17 protein-coding genes are annotated in these 18,727 nt (G+C 54.4%); 16 read left to right on the top strand and 1 reads right to left on the bottom strand.

All coding sequences use genetic code 11. The features are described 5' to 3' along the window. Positions 1 to 406: 406 nt before the first annotated feature. The 5 genes from ssuD (at position 407) to NZD89_RS12785 (ending at position 6,554) form a co-directional block, all read left to right on the top strand. Complete coding sequence (ssuD, locus tag NZD89_RS12765; RefSeq protein ID WP_268008065.1) at positions 407 to 1,540, top strand: FMNH2-dependent alkanesulfonate monooxygenase; 1,134 nt, start codon at positions 407 to 409, stop codon at positions 1,538 to 1,540. Positions 1,541 to 1,606: 66 nt separating this feature from the next. Next, positions 1,607 to 3,037 (top strand): 4-hydroxyphenylacetate 3-hydroxylase family protein, encoded by a 1,431-nt coding sequence (locus tag NZD89_RS12770; protein WP_268008066.1) that lies wholly within the window; start codon positions 1,607 to 1,609, stop codon positions 3,035 to 3,037. 23 nt (positions 3,038 to 3,060) lie between these two features. Beyond that, positions 3,061 to 4,458 carry an LLM class flavin-dependent oxidoreductase gene (locus NZD89_RS12775; RefSeq protein WP_268008067.1) on the top strand — a complete coding sequence of 466 codons (1,398 nt, stop codon included), beginning with the start codon at positions 3,061 to 3,063 and terminating at the stop codon, positions 4,456 to 4,458. Between the two features lie 94 nt (positions 4,459 to 4,552). Next, positions 4,553 to 5,923, top strand: coding sequence for a short-chain fatty acid transporter (locus NZD89_RS12780; RefSeq protein WP_268008068.1), 1,371 nt, complete (start codon positions 4,553 to 4,555; stop codon positions 5,921 to 5,923). A gap of 484 nt (positions 5,924 to 6,407) precedes the next feature. Continuing rightward, complete coding sequence (locus tag NZD89_RS12785; protein WP_268008069.1) at positions 6,408 to 6,554, top strand: hypothetical protein; 147 nt, start codon at positions 6,408 to 6,410, stop codon at positions 6,552 to 6,554. 18 nt (positions 6,555 to 6,572) lie between these two features. Here NZD89_RS12785 and NZD89_RS12790 read toward each other — a convergent pair whose 3' ends face one another. After that, entirely contained in the window at positions 6,573 to 7,337 is a 765-nt protein-coding gene (locus NZD89_RS12790; protein ID WP_268008070.1) for an IclR family transcriptional regulator, read from the bottom strand. A 383-nt stretch (positions 7,338 to 7,720) separates the two neighbouring features. On the opposite strand from NZD89_RS12790, the gene NZD89_RS12795 reads away from it, so the two are divergent. From NZD89_RS12795 to NZD89_RS12845, 11 genes are all read left to right on the top strand, one after another. Further along, entirely contained in the window at positions 7,721 to 8,992 is a 1,272-nt protein-coding gene (locus NZD89_RS12795) for a Rieske 2Fe-2S domain-containing protein (RefSeq protein WP_268008071.1), read from the top strand. Between the two features lie 65 nt (positions 8,993 to 9,057). Beyond that, positions 9,058 to 10,155, top strand: coding sequence for a zinc-dependent alcohol dehydrogenase (locus NZD89_RS12800; protein WP_268008072.1), 1,098 nt, complete (start codon positions 9,058 to 9,060; stop codon positions 10,153 to 10,155). Positions 10,156 to 10,234: 79 nt separating this feature from the next. Continuing rightward, positions 10,235 to 10,477: a 4Fe-4S ferredoxin gene (gene fdxA / locus NZD89_RS12805; protein WP_268008073.1), complete on the top strand. Its 243-nt coding sequence runs from the start codon at positions 10,235 to 10,237 to the stop codon at positions 10,475 to 10,477. A 213-nt stretch (positions 10,478 to 10,690) separates the two neighbouring features. Next, positions 10,691 to 12,265: a spore germination protein gene (locus tag NZD89_RS12810; protein WP_268008074.1), complete on the top strand. Its 1,575-nt coding sequence runs from the start codon at positions 10,691 to 10,693 to the stop codon at positions 12,263 to 12,265. Then, the gene (locus NZD89_RS12815) at positions 12,262 to 13,476 is read left to right on the top strand and encodes a Ger(x)C family spore germination protein (RefSeq protein WP_268008075.1); all 1,215 of its coding nucleotides are present in this window, start codon (positions 12,262 to 12,264) and stop codon (positions 13,474 to 13,476) included. The genes NZD89_RS12810 and NZD89_RS12815 overlap by 4 nt, the downstream gene beginning before the upstream one ends. A gap of 16 nt (positions 13,477 to 13,492) precedes the next feature. After that, positions 13,493 to 14,155, top strand: a complete 663-nt coding sequence (locus tag NZD89_RS12820; RefSeq protein ID WP_268008076.1) for a GerAB/ArcD/ProY family transporter — start codon at positions 13,493 to 13,495, stop codon at positions 14,153 to 14,155. Further along, positions 14,152 to 14,616, top strand: coding sequence for a GerAB/ArcD/ProY family transporter (locus tag NZD89_RS12825; protein WP_268008077.1), 465 nt, complete (start codon positions 14,152 to 14,154; stop codon positions 14,614 to 14,616). The genes NZD89_RS12820 and NZD89_RS12825 overlap by 4 nt, the downstream gene beginning before the upstream one ends. Before the next feature lie 523 nt (positions 14,617 to 15,139). Next, positions 15,140 to 15,826, top strand: a complete 687-nt coding sequence (locus NZD89_RS12830) for a response regulator transcription factor (RefSeq protein WP_268008078.1) — start codon at positions 15,140 to 15,142, stop codon at positions 15,824 to 15,826. Continuing rightward, positions 15,823 to 17,178, top strand: coding sequence for a sensor histidine kinase (locus tag NZD89_RS12835; protein WP_268008079.1), 1,356 nt, complete (start codon positions 15,823 to 15,825; stop codon positions 17,176 to 17,178). Before NZD89_RS12830 ends, NZD89_RS12835 begins: the two co-directional genes overlap by 4 nt. A 155-nt stretch (positions 17,179 to 17,333) precedes the next feature. Then, positions 17,334 to 17,912, top strand: coding sequence for a phosphatase PAP2 family protein (locus NZD89_RS12840; RefSeq protein WP_268008080.1), 579 nt, complete (start codon positions 17,334 to 17,336; stop codon positions 17,910 to 17,912). Between the two features lie 65 nt (positions 17,913 to 17,977). Then, the gene (locus tag NZD89_RS12845) at positions 17,978 to 18,577 is read left to right on the top strand and encodes a DedA family protein (RefSeq protein WP_268008081.1); all 600 of its coding nucleotides are present in this window, start codon (positions 17,978 to 17,980) and stop codon (positions 18,575 to 18,577) included. Positions 18,578 to 18,727 lie beyond the last annotated feature (150 nt).

Here is an 18,727-nt window from a genome sequence, read left to right on the forward strand (position 1 = left end):
GATCACCACCTGGTGAATGAATTTTCTACATCATCTAACAAATCCATTGAATTGATCAAGATAAAATGTGAGGTTAGCTAACGCGTTGGTGAATGTACGAGCATGTCGTGACGGAGAAGCGACTATCCACCGTCCCTCCATGGGAGTTTTTCGTTCAGTAATTCCAGTGAAGGGGCGCAAAATTCCTTGTTGACAATCAGGAGAGTTGAATAGTAGCATAATTACAAAATTACTGATATTGTACATGGTTTTTGTAGGATTAAATATTCGACCGGACGACCGGAGACATGACAAGGCAACCGACAGGTGCCTTTGTACTGTCTCCTTTTTTGCGTCCAAAACGTCGTTTGACGTGCAGCGTGCAGCGAATGGGTAAAGCCGAGTATTTCGAAAGGGAGTTCGTCGCATGGAGGTATTCTGGTTTATTCCGACACATGGAGATGGACGTTACTTAGGAACGGGACGAGGTGCCAGGGCGGTCAATTACGCGTACTGCAGGCAGATTGCTGAGGCTGTGGACGAGTTGGGCTACAGCGGTGTGCTTCTGCCGACCGGAAAATCGTGTGAAGACGCGTGGATTGTGGCATCGACTCTGGTCCCTACGACGAAACGTCTAAAATTCCTCGTCGCCGTACGGCCGGGGCTGGTTTCCCCGACGTTGGCAGCTCGGATGACCGCCACGTTGGACAGATTTTCGGAAGGCCGCTTATTGATCAATGTCGTGACGGGCGGCGACCCGGTCGAGAACGCTGGCGATGGGTTGTTTCTACCACACGATGCGCGGTATGCGTTGACGGATGAATTTTTGTCGATTTGGCGCAATCTTCTGAGCCGAGGCGAGAGAGTCGAATTCAAGGGTGAACACCTGCACATCGAAGGTGGAGAAGTCCTATACAACACCTTGCAGAAGCCGTATCCGCCTTTGTATTTCGGTGGATCGTCATCGGCTGCGATGCAGGTGGCTGCCGACCACGTCGACGTGTATCTCACGTGGGGGGAACCACCAGCGCAGGTGGAAGAAAAGATCTCTTCTATGCGCAAGTTGGCTAAGGCGAAGGGACGAGAACTGAAGTTTGGCATTCGCATGCACGTCGTCGTCCGTGAGACTTCAGAAGAGGCTTGGCAAGCGGCAGATGAACTCATTCAGTTCGTGGATGACGACACCATCGCTTCAGCCCAAAAGGTGTTCGCCCGCATGGATTCGGTTGGGCAACAGCGGATGAGCGAGCTTCACAAAGGTGACAGATCCAGCTTGGAAATCAATCCAAATCTGTGGGCAGGCGTCGGGCTCGTCCGAGGCGGCGCGGGAACCGCACTGGTAGGCGACGCGAAAACGGTGGCCGCCAGGATGAAAGAATACGCGGACCTCGGCATTGAAACGTTCATTCTCTCTGGTTATCCCCATTTGGAGGAGGCTTACCGGACTGCTGAACTGCTGTTTCCCCTGCTGCCTGTGGAATTGAACCGCAAGGCAGATGAGCGTTCGTACATCAGCCCGTTTGGCGAGATGATTGCGAATGACCGGATTCCGGCGAAGTGATTTGTTCTAGAGAACGTATCAGCGATGCGGGATAGGATCGTGAACCAACTACGTGGAGGAACCGATATGACAAACCACCGAGGTCAGCGTTTTAGACAAAGTTTAAACGATGGGAGATCCGTCTGGTTGAATGGCGAGTTGGTCGACAATGTAGCCGAGCACCCTGCGTTTAGCGGAACACTCGAAACGATATCGAACCTATTCGCAGGCTTAGATGATGCCAGCATTCAACAACAGATTGGCTTTCTCAGCCCGAAGACCGGAACGTATGTGCACAACGCATTTTTGATTCCTCGAACAAAAGATGATTTGGCCAGACGCACGGCAGCGTTTACTCACTGGGCGGAGCAGACAAACGGCGTCATGAGTCGCCTTTCCGATTACGCCCGGTCGATGATCACTGGTTGGTACGCCGTTCGCGAGGCATTTCAACCGTTTGACAGGCACTTTGCGGAGAAAGTCACTCGCTACTATGAACGCGCCCGCGACAACGATCTGTTTTTGACCACCGCCCTCTTAGATCCGCAAATCAATCGAGCCAAGCGGATCGACGAACAAAATCCCGATGCGGTGCTGCGCGTTGTGGACGAGAACGAGGAAGGTGTCGTGGTTCGGGGGGCAAAGATGATTGCCACGGCAGCGCCTTATTCGCACGATTTTCTCGTCTTTCCATTTCATCACGTGGAACAAAACCAAGCCGAATACGCGCATGCGCTGATTGTGCCAGCGAATTTGAGTGGACTGCACATTATCTGCCGAGATTCCTTCGCATCGGACGATACGAGAAACTACCCGCTCAGCAGCCAATACGACGAAATGGACGCGGTATTGGTGTTTGACGATGTCCTCGTCCCCTGGGAACGCGTGTTGTTGAGCGGCAATCCGGAAGCGGTCTGGCGGTTGCGAATGAATACTTCAGCTAATGCGCTGGCTTACCATCAGACGGCCGTGCGGGTGTCTGTGAAGTTGAAGTTCGTGACCGGCGTGGCGTTCGCCATCGCACAGGCCATCGGCGCAGATGGATTTCTGCACGTTCAAGAGAAGTTGGGGGAATTGCTGACGCAGGTAGAGACTTTGCACGCACTCGTCATCGCGTCAGAGGCGAATGCAAAGCCGGACGAATTTAGCAACCTGGTCCCTGCGATGCCGTTCATTGAGACCGCGAGAAACCTAAACAGCCGCTATTATCCGCGGGCAATCGAGATCTTGCAACAAATTGGTGCGGGCGGATTCATGCAAGTGCCGTCGCAGCCCGAGGCGTTCCGTGGTTCTATCTCGTCGCTCATCGACAAATATTTTGCGGGTGCAACTGTCGCAGCGGACGACAAAATCAAGTTGTTTAAGCTCGCGTGGGACCTCGTCGGCAGTCAACTCGGGTCGCGGCACGAATTGTACGAGCGTTTTTACGCAGGCGATCCCGTTCGGACCTTCGCTAGCCAGTACGTAAATGCGGACAAAGCATCGTATACGAAACAGGTCTGGGACCTGATTCGTTAGCTTTCCGACGAGGAGGAGAGGTCGTGCGGCACCACCGAATTTATCTCAATGCGTTCGAGATGAATTGCGTCGGCCATCAGTCGCCTGGACTCTGGACGCATCCGGACGACGAAGCACACCGGTACACCGATATCGACTATTGGGCGGACTTGGCCTGCACGCTCGAGCGGGGGCGGTTTGACGCCGTCTTTCTCGCCGATGTGCTCGGTATATACGATGTCTACCAAGGCACGAGAGATGCTGCAGTGCGAGACGCGGTGCAGGTCCCTGTGAATGATCCGATGTTTGTCGTGCCCGTGATGGCACAGGTGACGAAGCATCTGGGGTTCGGCGTTACAGCTTCCGTGAGCTACGAACACCCCTATATCTTTGCGCGCCGCATGTCCACACTGGACCATTTGACCAAAGGGCGCGTCGGCTGGAACATTGTCACTTCGTATTTAGACAGCGCCGCACGTAACATCGGACTGAGTCGGCAAGTGAGTCATGACGAACGATACGAAATCGCCGAGGAGTTTCTCGAAGTGTGCTACAAGCTTTGGGAGGCGAGTTGGGAAGACGGAGCGGTGGTTCGAGACAAGGACAGAAGGACCTACACAGATCCGTCGAAGGTTCACGACATTCAACATCGAGGCACGTATTACACTGTCCCTGGCGCGCATTTGTGTGAACCCTCATTGCAGAGGACGCCAGTCTTGTTCCAAGCAGGGGCCTCCGCGCGCGGCCGCGCGTTTGCGGCGCGTCACGCCGAGTGCGTGTTCATCAGTTCGCCGACGATTCCGGCGACCCGAGCGTACGTCGACGGCCTTCGAAAGGAAGCTGCGAAGATTGGCAGAGATCCAAACGAAATACGCGTATTCTCCCTGTTTACGCCAATTGTTGGGCGGACGCAGGCAGAGGCCGAGCAGAAGTCTCTCGACTATGCCCGCCATGTGAGCTACGACGGGGCACTCGCCCTTTACGGCGGTTGGAGTGGCGTCGATTTTTCCAAGTATGCCGCGGACGAGAACTTGCGCTACGTGCAAAATGACGCCATTCATTCGGCGACAGAGGTGTTTACCAAGATGGATCCAAATCGTTCGTGGACGGTGGAGCAAGTCGCCAAGTTCGCGGGTATCGGTGGTAGAGGTCCCGTCGTCGTGGGGACGCCAGGCGTCATCGCAGACACCATGGAAAAGTGGGTTAACGAGGCGGACGTAGACGGATTCAACATCGGCTACGCCGTGACGCCGGGAACGTTTGTCGATTTTGTCGATCTCGTCGTCCCAGAGCTCCAGCATCGCGGCCTCGTGTGGACCGAGTACGCATCCGACACGCTTCGGGGAAATCTGTTCGGCGGGAGCAGTCGATTGCAACCGCATCATCCGGGCAGACAGTATCATCTACATGACGATGCGACACGCCTGCACGAGGCGACCTGACTCAATTCACCTTCATACGACCGACTCGACAACGAGAGGCGGATTGGCACATTTCTGTCCATCCGCCTCTTTCCATTCACAGGGAGTGACGACTGTGTCTCAAGAAATTGGGTTGCCAAGCAGCACAGATTCGCCGATGGCCGGAAACAATTTGTTGCAAAGAGTCACGAACTTCTTTGCGGCGGCGATGGAGCGGTATCTGCCTGACCCGTTTGTACTTGTGATCGGGTTGACGTTCGTGATGGTCATTTTGGGACTGACGGTCGCCCATCAGACACTTCCTGACATGATCCATGACTGGTCTGACAGTTTGTGGGGGTTCTTGGAGTTTTCGATGCAGGTGGCCTTGGTGGTTGTAACGGGTTATGCCCTGGCTGTGTCCCGGCCGGTTGCAGGCTTACTCCACCGGATTGCTTCCATCGTTCACGGCCCTCGCACAGCGATCCTGTGTGTCACCGCTGTCGCAGGGATCACCTCTTATATCAGCTGGGGATTCGGGTTGATCGCCGGGACGCTCATGGCACAGCAATTGGCGAAACGGGTTCGCGGCGTGCACTATCCACTCTTGATTGCGAGCGCATATTCCGGATGGGCTATCTACGGTTTGGGCATCTCCGCCACGATTCCCATCACCGTCGCGACGCCAGGCAATCCGTTTGCAGCCTCCATCGGCGGGCTGATTGCCCTATCGCATACGATTTTTCGCCCTGCGGTCGTCTTGGACGCTGTGGTCTTGTTGATCACACTGCCCATTTTGAATGCCCTCATGCACCCAGGGCCCGCACAGGTCATCGATGTGAATCCGTCTGCCTGGGAGCGCGCACAATCGGAGGAAACGAAGGCCAGGACGCCTGCGGAGAGGCTCGAGCGGACGTGGATTTTCAACGTTCTCATCGCACTGATGGGTGCTACCTATCTGGTCGATCATTTTCTGGGTGGCGGCTCCCTCGACATCAACACGTTGAATGCCATCTTTCTCTTTCTGGGTCTGCTGTTTCACGGAAGCCCGATTGCGTACGTGCGCGCCGTGTCCGAGGGCGTAAAGAGCGTCGGTGGCATTATTCTGCAGTTCCCGTTCTACGCGGGCATGATGGGAATGATGAAGTCGGCGGGGTTGGCCGTCGTTATCTCCCGGTGGATGGTCGGCATTTCCTCATCGCACACGTTGCCTTTCTGGGGGTTTCTCAGTTCGTTCGTCATTAACTTTTTCGCCCCATCCTCTGGGGGGCATTGGGCGATACAGGGGCCGTTCATGATTGCGTCGGCCAAAAGTCTCGGTGCGGATCTCGGAAAGACCAGTATGGCCGTACAAATGGGCTGTTCGTGGAACGACTTGGTTCAACCGTTCTGGCTGATACCCGTTCTCGCGCTCGCTCGCCTCGACGTTCGAAAGATTATGGGTTATACCGTGATCCCGTTTCTTTGGGTCGGAATCGTCTACATGGTTACGATTCTCATTTGGTAACGAGGTTTGGGCCCGGTACGGCTGGTTCCCCAGGCGCTGACATGCTTCTCATTTCCTTTGTGGACAGCGAGACGGGCATTGCTCACAAGGGGATTGTACCCACAGCGAGGAACGGTGTTGCGGTTCACCACGATCGGGATGCTATCGGTCAGCGCCAGACCGGAAGCGGAACGGTGTCGTTTCACGACGTCGCGCTGAAAGACAGCGAGATATTGGAGAATCCGTGCGATGCGAAGACCGCGTTCTCCACCATCACGCCGATTCTATCGCAGAGTATTTTAACGAACGTCTTTGTCGGCACCGCACTGGGGGCGTTGGAAGAAGCTAAGCGATACACCACGACACAGTCGCGTGCGTGGTATCGTTCTGGCGTCGCGAGCGCCTCCGAGGAGCCTTCCACGCTTAGCCGATATGGGGAGATGTGGATAGAATACGAGGCCGCTTTAAGCCTCGTCGAAAAGGCAGCGGAACGTGTGGATCACCTGTGGCTGCGAGACGTCGCACTCACCGACGTAGAGCGTGGCGAAATGTGCGCACGCATACGTTGCACAACCCGGCGGAGTTCAAGCTGCGAACCGTCGGCAACTGGTTTCTCAACGATGCACTGCCCGAGCCGGGATACTATTCGTGATGATTGCACTCTCTCCCCTCATTCCAAATCTTCTAGCTGCTCCGTGATCAACCGGCTGTACACGCGCATGACGTGTAGATACTCCTGTATCTTGTATTCTACGAATTGCTCTTTCGAACCCGTGATGCTCAATGCCGCGACCACGCGACGAAGGTGGTCGTAAACCGGGATTGCCAAGGAGCAGACGTTGTTGGTCGACTCCTCTGAGGTGACCGCGTAATTGACCTCGCGAATGCGCTGGAGCTGTTTGCGAAGTTCGCCGGCATCGGTGATGGTGAGTTTCGTGATCGCTTTCATCGGCCGGCTGAGGACGCGGTCGATCTCGTTGGCACCTTGATAGGCGAGTAATAGTTTGCCCACGGCTGTGCTGTGACACGGCACCCGCTTGCCACTGCTGCTAAACATGCGCGTGTCCTTGTCCTCCGGCAACTTGCACAAATAGACGGCCGCGCCTGAATCATAGATGGCCAAGCGCACAATTCGCCTGATCTGCGTCATCAGGTCGACGAGGATGGGGAAGGACTTCGCGCGGATCTCTGTACTGCGGAACGCCACGGAACCGATGACGAAGATGCCGATACCTAATCGGTACTTGTGCGAGGAGTCCTTGTCTATCAGTCCGGCCTCGCTGAGCGTGTTCAATAGCCGATAGACGGTACTTTTCGCTAGCTGGAGCCGGTTGCTTAGCTCGCTGATCCCCATGACGGGGCTATCGTCGGAAAACTCATGAAGTATACGGATTGCATTATGAACAGAAGACAAGTGCTCTTGTTGTTTCGCCACCGTCCATCCTCCTTGGTACCGGACGAATACCAGGTACGCCAAACGAAGTTGCAGAGCATTCGCCATGTGTCACGCCGATGCGCTCGTCGAAGTAGGGATGCGCTTGAACACTGCACGAGAGTCGATAGGCAATCAAATGTGACAGGAAAGTGTTTACTCTATGATAGGGCAATCTACCGATGCCCGCAATATTCCGTAATCGGCACCCAGCGTCGCGCGCACTGGAGATCATCCAACAGGCGCGCCGACGCCCCGCGGGGGCCTTAATAAAATTGTCACGCGTGTTCTACATAGCGGAAACGGTGAAATTATAATCCTTTTTCTGCTTTTACAATGAACCATAGAAAGAACGTATTCATGCGTGAAAGGAGATGTACTGTCACGTGCTCAAGGCAGACCTGAATGAACGAATTACCAGGACGGATGTGGGTACGCCCATGGGGGAGGTATTTCGACGATACTGGATCCCCGCCGTTTTGTCCGAGGAATTGCCAAATCCGGATTGTCCACCGATTCGCGTTCGTTTACTCGGCGAAGATTTGGTGGTTTTCCGAGACAGCAATGGCGACGTTGGGATTTTGGATGCCTACTGCCCGCATCGCCAGGCTCATCTATTTTGGGGGCGCAACGAGGAATGCGGTTTGCGATGTGTCTACCACGGATGGAAATTTGACATCACGGGCCAGTGTGTCGACATGCCAAATGAACCGCCGGAGAGCAACTTTAAGCACAAGGTTAAGATCACGTCGTATCCGTGCTGGGAGGCGGGCGGTATCGTGTGGACTTACATGGGGCCACCGCAAGCTCAGCCGCCATGTCCTGACTACGAGTGGCTTCGGGCACCAGAGTCGCACCGCTACGTATCCAAAACGTATGAGGACTGCAACTACCTCCAGGCGCTCGAAGGCGGAATTGACACTTCCCACTCCTCGTTCGCGCACAACAACAACCTGCAGGACAAAAACGCTTTGCGAACGCGCGCGACGGCTCCAAAGCTGGAAGTGCATAAGGAAGATCACGGGTTTACCTACGTGGGGATTCGAGACCTCGGTGACGATGGAGTGTACGTCCGGGCTTATCAGTTTGTCATGCCGGCACAGCAAATGCGCGGATCGATGACCAACTGGAGTACGGGCGAATCGGAGGAGCACCCCACCATCAACGGTCACATCTGGGTTCCTGTCGACGACGAGCACTGCGTCGTCTACAACTGGATGTATTCCGCAGACCCGAATCACCCGCTGCCAAGGGACTATTGCATCAAACATGAGACGCTGTTTGGCCGCGGCCCTGCGAACACGCTTCCCGGCTACCGCCTCGCGAGAAACAAGTCAAATGACTACATGATCGACCGGGAGAACCAAAGAACCAAGACGTTTACTGGAATTCAAGGAGTTAACACGCAGGACTTCGCGCTTCAGGAGACGATGCGACCTATCGTCGACCGCTCGAAGGAACACCTGGGGTCTGCTGACGCGGCCATCATCGTGGCGCGACAACTTCTCCTCGAAGCCACGCGCGACGTCGAGGCTGGCGAGGCGCCGAGAGGGGTGCATCCGGAAAGTCATCGAGACATCCGCGGCTGTGATCACATCTTACCTCGAGATGTTTCGTGGCAGGAGGGACTGGCTGGCGAGCTGGTCGCTCGCTTCTAGTGTTCGCCGACGTTCACGTGTCAGGTGACCTGGGGTTTCGATGCATCGATGGGAGTGGACGGAACTTGAGACATGCGCCAAAAAGTATCGCCGCGGTGGCAGTCCGAAACAACGAGACGCGGATTCAGGAACTAGCCCTACCCGAAATCTCGGCCGACGATGGTTTGCTCAGGGTTGAAATGGTCGGGATGTGTGGTACGGATGTGGGCAATTACAATCACATTACGCGACCGACCATCCTCGGCCATCACGTCGTTGGACACGTGGAGAAGATTGGTGAGCACGCTTCGCAGTGGTGGGGGGTCAAAGAGGGAGATCGGGTTGCAATGGAAGAGTACCTCCCCTGTGGGACGTGCGAACATTGCCGCGAGGGTCTCTTCCGCTCCTGTAAGTCCACCGACTCCCGCCGGGGTGGTATGCGGTACGGGAATACGTCGATTGACATCAAGCCCGGGTTGTGGGGTGGCTTCAGTCAGTACATGTACCTCCATCCCAATGCGGTGGTTCACAAGATGCCGCCCCATGTCCCCGCAGCGGAGGCAGTATTTACGCTGCCTCTCGCCAATGGCTTTGAATGGATGTGCCTTGAGGCGCGTGTCGGCATCGGGAAAACCGTCGTCGTGTTGGGGCCAGGACAGCAAGGTATGGCCTGCGTGTTGGCGGCCAAAGCCGCAGGGGCACAGGTTATCGTAGTAGGCAGGCAGAGCAGCGTGCACCGACTCGCGCTCTGTAAGCAACTTGGTGCGGACGATATCGTGAATACGACAATCGAAGATCCGATAGAGCGAATTACACAGATCACTGGCGGGAAGATGGCCGATGTGGTCGTCGATGTCACATCCGGGGGGCCGGAGCTCATCACGCAGTCGTTCGCGATGGTAAAGAGTCGAGGACTCGTGGTGTTAGCTGCGTACAAATACGCAAAAGTCACGGAGTGGGATTCGGATTTGGTGCTCGCGAAGTCCCTCACGGTCAAAGGGTTGCGCGGTCATAGTTACGGTGCTGTCGAGATGGCCATCCAATGTATCTCGTCAGGTAGGTTTCCAATCTCGATTCTCCAATCTCACAATTTCGGGTTACTGGATGTGGATAGAGCGCTGCGAACTGCTGCTGGAGCGGGGGAGCCAAATCCACTTCTGGTGTCGGTCACCCCTTGGCAATGACACCGCATAAAACGTTTATCAATCGATGTAGCGCCTTGTGTAGATGGAACGCGACATCGTAGTCATCGGAGGGATATTGATGGCATTTGTAATTACCTCCCCGTGTCTGGGTGAAAAGTCAGGCGACTGTACGGACGCTTGCCCGGTCGATGCCATCCATGAGGGAGACGACCAATATTATATCGATCCGGACTTGTGTATCGACTGTGGAGCATGCGAAGCGGTGTGTCCGGTTGCCGCCATTTTTGCGGAAGACTCCGTACCTGAACACGAGCAGGAATTCATTGTGAAGAATCGTTTATTTTTTCGCACCCCGGCTTAAAACGGGATCAGCGACATACCATTGCTGTTTACGACGAGGCTGTCCTAAAAGCAGAACACAGCTGCTCAAGGGACAGCCCTTGTCAGTTGGCGACGGGGGGCTGTGGCGGGGATGGGTGACGCTCAACAATTCGATGCACACGCCTTATGGAAGAGGAATAATTATCCCTAAGTCTGGAAGTCTATCCCTATATCGCGTAGGGAGCGATCACATGTGAAGTCCCGGAAGCCAAGACTCCTGAAGGCGATAAAGGAACTAGAGAACACGAGCACAGCCCCCAGTTCGAACGATGTTTTGGTCGCCGATTTAGCCGTCAATGAACAGGTGCTGCGAGGCGTGTTTGAAAGTTGTTCAGACGTCGTGTTCCGGTCTGTCATGGTTCCTGGGTTCTCCAAAATGCTTCTCGTGTTCGTCGACGGGCTCGTTGACGCCGCAACGCTTGACAAAGTGCTGTTGAAGCCGATGCTAAGTCGTGAAATGCCGGATGCGGCAGATGGAGCAGCCAGCAGAATCATTCAGGAACAGCTCGTCGCCATCGCCAAAGTAGAAACCGTACATCGGGTGAAAGATGTCGTCGACGGCATCTTAAAATCGAACGTCGGCGTGCTGGTGGAAGGGGACAGCGATGCTTTAATCGCGGAACTCAAGGGTTTCGAAAAACGTGCCGTTGAGGAGCCTGCCGCGGAAATTACCGTTCGTGGGCCGAGGGATGGGTTCACGGAGACGTTACGCGTGAACACGGCCTTGCTTCGACGACGCATCCGAAGCCCGAGACTCAAACTGGAGAGCCTGTCACTCGGAGATCTGTCGCAGACAGATGTCGTCATCGCATATATTACGGGCGTTGTGCAGGAGACGGTATTACAGGAAGTTCGAAAGCGAATCAACCGGATCGAGATTGACGGTGTCCTGGAATCCGCCTATGTTGAGGAATTCATTCAGGACCGAGCATTGACCCCGTTCCCGCAGGTACAGAACACGGAACGACCGGATGTAGTCTGCGCCAGTCTACTTGAGGGCAGAATTGCGATTTTCGTCGACACGACGCCTTTTGTCCTCATCGTTCCAATGACGTTTTGGACCGGATTGCAGGCGGCGGAGGATTATTACGAGCGGACGCTGTACACGTCATTCATCCGTTGGATTCGATTCATTTTATTCAATGTGGCGCTCTTTCTTCCGTCCCTCTACGTGGCCATTACCACGTACCACCCGCAACTTATCCCGACGAACTTGCTCATTAGCATTGCAGCAGCCCGTGAAGGGGTACCGTTTCCGACAGTAATTGAAGCATTCATGATGGAGTTGATGTTCGAGGGACTGCGCGAGGCAGGCGTCCGATTGCCCAAGGCAGTCGGTTCGGCAGTGAGTATCGTCGGGGCGCTGGTGATCGGACAGGCCGCCGTACAGGCGGGGATCATCTCCGCGCCAATGGTCATCGTGGTGTCTGCGACCGGCATCGCGTCGTTTGCGATTCCTCGCTACAATCTCGGTATCGCGTACCGGATTCTCCGGTTCCCCGTCCTGCTCTTGGCGGGGACACTCGGGCTGTTCGGTGTGGGGCTCGGCGCGCTCGCCATCCTGGCACATTTGGTCAATCTTCGCTCGTTCGGCGTTCCGTATCTAGTTCCCGTCGCACCACAAGTTCCCTCGAACTTAAAGGACGTCTTCCTTCGAGCCCCACTCTGGAGCACGCCTCACCGACCTCGGTTGATATCGGGAGCGGATAAACAGCGCTTACCACACGGCAAAAGACCGAAGATCGGCCAGGGAAATCAGCCGACATGAAGCGGGCTAGGAGCATCGGCTTGATTGTTCTCGTGTCCTTGCTGTTCGCGACGGGGTGCTGGGACCGTGCGGAGTTGGATGATCTCGCCCTGATCCTCGGCTGGGGAATGGATCAGTCGGAGGATAAGACATATGTCGCAAGCGCCCAAATTGCCATCCCGTCGAAACTCAGTACCACCGTTCAGAGCGGGGGTGGGGCAGGGCAAGGTTTTTTTGTCCTAACTGGCACTGGTAAGAGTTCCTTGGACGCGACAAAGAACATTCAGAGAAAATCATCTCGAAAGATCTATGCGGGCCACCGCCGCGTCATCTGTATCGGAGAAACGCTTGCCAAAAACGGTCTGTCCAGTGCGCTCGACGAATACACCCGGAACCCAGACGTCCGGTTGCGCACGGATGTCTTCATCGTGAAGGGGAACAGCGCACTGGAAGTCTTGCAAAATCCATACCCGTTAGAGAACCTTCCCGCGTTGGCAGCGTTGCGCGAGCACAAAGCGGTCGGTGGGATTGGGGACACGACGTTGAGAAATTATTTGATGGACGAATCGAAGGGGCATAGTACGACGTTACCCGTGATTCAGTTGTCCACCTTGGCTTCGTCACAAGCGAATCAGTCGCAAGACGACGGTCAGAGCTCGGGGGGCCAGGAGGGATTGGAGTTCGTGGGGCGAGCGATCATAGACTCACATTCGAGGCTCGTCGGTTTCCTAGATTATGACGAAGCGCAGAATGCGGTTTGGGTGAAAGGAATCTTACAGCACGTGATATTGACGACGCGCGTTCCTAAGGAAAAGGGATACGTCAACTTCGACGTGTCCAACACCCGAAGCAAGATTACGCCCACATTACAGGATGGGAAAGTGCACATCGCGGTTCGGTTAACCGGTTTTGGCATCGTTCGCGAAAACAATACGCCATTGGACCTGTCGCAAGCCGCGAATCTGCAGCGGGTGCAGGATGCATTTGATACCTCCACCGCGCAGGCGGCAAAGGACGTGATTCTCAAGGTTCAAAAACAATATGGCTTGGACATTTTTGGGTTCGGCGAGGCCATTCATCGAAAATACCCGCGCCAATCGAGGGCGATGAAGAACGACTGGGAGAAGCAATTTGCGAGTGCAGAGGTAACGGTGAGCGCCCACTTGAACGTTCGGCGCGTAGGTCTGACCGGTCCACCGTTACAGTTGCCGCGAAGCGAGATCAAAGAATGAAACCTGGAGTCGGGCGGTGCACGGCGTTGTGAAGAACTCTATGAACATTTCTGGCGGGCAGATTTATTGGATGCTGTTTGCCTTCGAGGTCGGAAATACGTTGCTGTTAACCATGACCTCCGCCATGCACGAGGCGAAGCAAGACGCTTGGATGGCGATGGGCGTGGCAGGCGGGACGGGGGTTTTGATCACGTTTATCGCGACAAGGCTCAGCATGATGTACCCAAATCAGACGTTCGTAGAATACAGTCGAACCATTTTGGGCACGTGGCTCGGCAAGCTCATCGTGATACCGCTTTTGCTACAGTGTTATGTGGATATCGGCATCATCATGCGAGACTTTGGCGATTTCATCATCACAGCGTTGTTTCGCGACACGCCGATATGGGTGGTCGTCCTACTCACGTTACTTGTTGTCCTGTATCTGGTGATTCAGGGAGGGCTTGAGGGGATTGGACGGTGCAGTGAAGTTATCGGGCCCGTCATTTTAGTGATGATCGTCGTACTGATTGGTCTCGATTTCGGCAATATACAATGGGGGGAACTCTATCCTGTGTACGTCGATTCCGGTTGGCGTGCGATTGTGCAAGGCTCCATGATGCCGATATCCTTTTTTGGCGAGTCGGTGATGATGCTCGTGTTGACTGCGTTTCTTAAAAACCCCCAAACCAAGGCATGAAGGCAGTGTGGGGTGTCGCTACTGCTGCAGTGTTAGCGTTTCTCGCCACCCTGGCTGTCATCCTCACGTTTGGGCCCGAGCTCGCATCGAGGATGTGGTATCCGTTTTTCAGCATGACCAGATTTATCTCCATCATGGAGTTCATTCAGAACGTGGATTCCATCTTCGTAATTGTTTGGTTTACGAGTATGTTCATCAAACTGTCTGTCTACGTGTTTGTCGCGAGTTACGGCACGGCGCAGTGGCTCAGTATCACAAACTGGCGTAAAGTTTTGTGGGTTGTCGCGCCCGTCGGGTTCATCACCGCAATCGCCATTAAGAACGTTCAAGTCGACGTTTCGGAGTACTACATGAAGATGTTTTGGATACCTTTTGTGCTTCCCATCAACATGATTGGAATCCCCGTGTTGCTTCTCATCATTGGCGTGTTGAGGAACAGATTCAATCCATTGCGGCGATGAATGACGGATTTCAACTTGAAATTGATTCGTAGCTCATCATCCGTTGCGTACAGGTGGACAGCGCCCCACTGGCTCTTTTCGGTCTGTGCAGTTGTGGCTAGATGGTGATTCTCTCCCTCCTAGATATCCACACAATTTCCATACTCTTTCTATCGCCGTTTCACATTGCATCGCTATAATCGACCTCTGACCGATGGGAGCATAGGGCTCCATCGGGGTACTTCGTGGAATTCGATGATAGCCACAGGGGTTTTGGGAGAGTCGCCGGGTCGTTTACGATATTTGACTGGGGTGTGTCTGAGGGGATTCCATCGCACCTTTGTTTGGACTGTCCCACTGATTGCGCTGGAGGAATGTCCACCATCGCCACAATTTCTCCAAATGCCCTCCAAGTGGTCATCACATTTTCCTTCTATAATGGCAGGTATACAATAGGGGTTAGGTTGGTATAGGAGTGAATCCGCGCGATTGATTATCCCCGATGTGGACAAAATAAATCCAGGCAAAGATTAGGTGGTAATCCATGAATCAGAGTGTACTTGTGGTTGACGATGAACCGAAGGTAATCGACGTGATTAAGCCGTTTCTCGAGCGAGAGGGCTTTGACGTCTATACGGCAACAGATGGGAATTTGGCCATTCAAATGGTGGACAAGTGCCGCCCAGACCTCATTCTTTTAGATTGGATGATACCGGGTACCAGTGGGATTGACGTGTGTCGTCAACTGCGCCTCACGTCGAGTATTCCGATTATCATGGTGACTGCCAGAACGGAGGAACTCGACCGCGTGTTGGGGCTTGAAATCGGCGCTGACGACTATATCGTGAAACCGTTTAGCCTTCGGGAGATGGTCGCGCGGATTCGGTCGGTATTGCGGCGTGCTCAGGACCAACCGGGTGCTCAATCTACGTATGTGCGGGGCCCGTTAAAAATCGACGAGTCGAAGTTTAAGGTTTGGAAAGATCAGCAGGAGATCATCTTGACCCCTGCGGAATTCCAGATTCTCACCACACTTGCGGCAAAGCCGGGCGTCGTTTACAGCCGGTTACAGTTGTTACAGGCGGTAATGGGTGACGCGTATATGAACTACGAGCGCACAGTGGACAGCCATATTAGTCACCTTCGAAAAAAATTGGAGGATAACCCTGCGGAACCGAGGTTTATCCAAACGGTTCATGGCATGGGCTACCGATTTGGTGATGACTTGTGAGGATTACCATTACACGAAAACTGTTTGCCATCATCGCGGCCCTGATTACCTTTATGTCTGGGGCCCTCTTCATGTTGGCGCACAACGAACTAGAAGGCTTGTTTCAATCGTACGCATCGGAAGCGATGCAGAGAAATGCGGTCCAGTGGGCGGATTTAGTCAGCTATTTTTACGATACGGACGGTCACTCGTGGTCGAAGGTCGGGATGGACATCAATCACGTCATGTCGCACACGAGCTCGCGCAGTGATCTGCCTCAACAGTTGGTCGTTGTGGACAACCAGAATCACGTCGAGTTTGAAGTCGGTACGAAATCTGGAAGTCCGAATAAACGTATGGACAACTCAGTCCCCGTCTTAAACCATGGCCAGAAAATCGCGACCATGCTGATATACGGTGAAGGACTCGAACGACTGTACGACATCGAGGAAGCTGTCCTTCACACGATGACGCTCGCCCTCATGTGGGGAGTGATTATCGCAGCGGCGCTCGCCCTGTTGTCAGGCGCATTTATGGCACGTCGGATGACTCGGCCATTGAAGCACATTTTGAAGGCCATTCGAAGCATCATCCACGGGGATTTGAAAACACAGATTCCGGTGACCTCTACCGATGAATTCGGTCAAGTGGCCCTGGCCTTCAATCAGATGACGGCAAAACTCGCCGCCACGGAAGAGGCGCGAAGACACCTTGTCGCAGACGTCGCCCACGAGTTGCGAATTCCACTCACCATCATGCAGGGGCAATTAGAGCTGATTCAACAGGGCGTAAAGACAGCTCGACCACAGGATCTGTTACCCATTCACGACGAGGTCATTCGCTTGACTCGGCTCGTTCAAGATCTGCACCAGCTATCCCTTGCGGAAGTAGGGAAACTGCAGCTGCGCAAACGGCCTACGGACATGGTTCAGTTTCTGCGGCGAATTGTCGACAACTTTGAAGTGGAGGCCTTTGATCACAATATCGCTCTGACGTTGAGTGTGAGTGACGATATGAATGCCACGATTCATGTCGATCCCGACAGAATGACCCAAGTGTTCGTCAATTTGTTAGGCAATGCGTTGCGATACACGCCAGCGGGCGGGACGGTTCATGTAGAGATCTCGCGCGAGTCGCAGGCGCTCGTGGTGGCCCTTTCCGATACGGGTCCGGGTATCGAGGCGGATCACTTGCCCTTTGTGTTTGACCGGTTTTATCGCGGTGAAGAGGATAGGTCGCGGGACACGGGAGGTACAGGCCTTGGACTCGCCATCGCGAAGGAGTTTGTGGAGGCACACAACGGAACCATTCGCGTCGCTAGTGTCAAAGGGGTTGGCACGACATTTGTCGTAAGGCTGCCGCTATCGGTTTAGTGGAGCACCGGATGCACGGATGTTCGGCGATTCAAAATGGCGCTGTGGACCACACCTTCTCCATAAATCCTCCACCATCCACAAAAGACTTCACCCTATAATTCACACCGTGCACTTCATTGCGTGCACGAAACCGAGACGGAGGAAGAGGCGTTGTGGATAAGTTTGATGTCACTGTTTTTCGGGCGTTGAACCAACATGCTGGACACATTCCGGTGTTGGACGCAGTCCTATCTTTTTTTGCCCAGTACGCGCTCGAGATCTACGCCGTGCTGTTTGTGGTCGCTTGGTTTGCTTTGCCTAGAAGGGACGAAAACAAGCGCCATGCGTTGATCGTAGCGGTCGCAGGTGGAGTGCTGGCGCTCCTCGTCAACGTCGTCATCGGCGCCATGTGGTACAGACCGCGGCCGTTCGCGGTTCCCGGCTTTGGGGCGAATAAACTCATCCCGCACTCTGCCGATACCTCGTTTCCCAGCGACCACACCGCGGGCGGTTTTGGGATTTCCAGCGCATTGTGGGGAAAGGGCCCCACTTGGCTGAGTTGGACCTTCACCATCTGCAGTGCCATCGTCATGGTTGCCCGCGTCTATGTCGGCGTGCACTGGCCAACGGACGTCATCGCCGGAATGGTCATCGGCATCATCTGCGGACGAGTTTCGCTGTTGTTCTCCAGACCGTTGCGCGTTGTCACGAATATTGGTCTACGCATCTTTCGGATGGGGCACTACGCGTGACATGCCACGGGCGTAACCGCCTGGTGATGTTTTGAACTGAATACGTCAAATAGGGTGATCTGACTTTGTCACACAGTGTAATGATGCTCGTACAATCGTCCGGGTATTTGGGTATTTTTATCGCAATGGTCCTGGAGAGCGCGTGTATACCCTTACCCAGCGAGGTGGTTATGCCGTTTGGAGGCTACCTCGTTTCCACTGGACACTTACAGTTCACTTTGGTGGTTCTTGTCGGCGTTTTGGGAAACGTCACCGGGTCGACGATTGCCTACGCAGTGGGCAGGTATGGCGGGAGAAGGTTCATCTCCAGATACGGTCGGCTCGTGCTCCTGTCTCAGCGACATCTTCAACAAGCAGACCGGTTTTTCGCCCGCAGGGGAGAAGTGACGGTTTTGGTGTGTCGTTTGTTGCCGGCGTTGCGGACCTTTATCTCACTTCCCGCAGGCATCGCAAAAATGAAATTTGGTCGATTCTTGACCTATTCCGTAATTGGCACGATACCGTGGGTGCTTATCCTCACGTACGTCGGGCTCAAACTCAGCCAAAATTGGGGACGTATTGAACAAGACCTGCGTCCACTTACCATGATCTCAGCGGTCGTGTTAGTTGTCGTCGTGGTCGGCTTTTGGATTTTTGCGAATCGCAAACGCGACTCCCGAGAGTAACGGATGTGGTGAGAGTGTGAACTCTAACCGTACGATATCGAGTGGCTGCAAGGCATGAAAGATGCATGGTAGAAAGATGCCCGACAGAGAGCGGTTTCTGTCGGGCTATTTGACGTGCGGTTTACCGGGGAATTGCGGCTTTTCAAGCAG

The sequence above is a fragment of the Alicyclobacillus fastidiosus genome (assembly GCF_026651875.1).
Taxonomy (GTDB): domain Bacteria; phylum Bacillota; class Bacilli; order Alicyclobacillales; family Alicyclobacillaceae; genus Alicyclobacillus; species Alicyclobacillus fastidiosus.